This window comes from Algoriphagus antarcticus (genome assembly GCF_002150685.1).
Taxonomy (GTDB): Bacteria; Bacteroidota; Bacteroidia; order Cytophagales; family Cyclobacteriaceae; genus Algoriphagus; species Algoriphagus antarcticus.
Window position 1 is genome coordinate 1 of record NZ_MSSW01000036.1, and the last position, 605, is coordinate 605.

At 46.1% G+C, this 605-nt stretch carries 2 pseudogenes; both read left to right on the plus strand.

Going from position 1 to position 605, the window contains the following annotated elements:
• Positions 1-191: pseudogene (locus BVH04_RS25815) on the plus strand (hypothetical protein); the annotation flags it as partial.
• 20 nt (positions 192-211) lie between these two features.
• A pseudogene (locus BVH04_RS13050) lies at positions 212-605 on the plus strand (IS5 family transposase); the annotation flags it as partial.

A 605-nucleotide genomic window follows, 5' to 3' on the forward strand; every position in this document is an offset into this window, starting at 1 on the left:
TTCAATATTTTCTGGGGTACAGTTCCTATATCAAACGGCCTCCCTTTGATGCCTCCCTTTTTGTGGATATCAGAAAGCGGCTCGGCGATGAATTGATTGCCGAGATGAACGATAAGATCCATGAATTCGCGCAGGACAAAACTGTAAAAAAAAAGATAAGACCGCTACCGGTGCGAATGGATCTGAAGTAGACTGTCCAAACAAAGGCGAAGTGATCTATGATGCCACGGCCTGTCCCCAAGACATCGCCTATCCCACCGATATTAGATTATTGGACAAGTCCAGGGAAATCACAGAAGCAATTATCGATGAACTCCATGCGGCAAACCCACTGGGAAAGAAGCCCAGAACCTACCGACAAGTGGCCAGAAAGCGCTATCTCAAGGTTGCCCAGAACAAAAATCCCTCTCGAAAAGTCATCCGAAAAGGCATTAAATTCCAACTACAGTATCTAAAAAGGAACTTCAAGACGATTGAAAAACAACTGGATACCTTTACCATCTTTCCACTCTCCCCTCGGATGCAACGGAAGTACTGGATCATCCAGACGCTGTATGGGCAGCAACTGGCGATGTTTGAAGCAGGAAGCCATCAGGTGGAACACA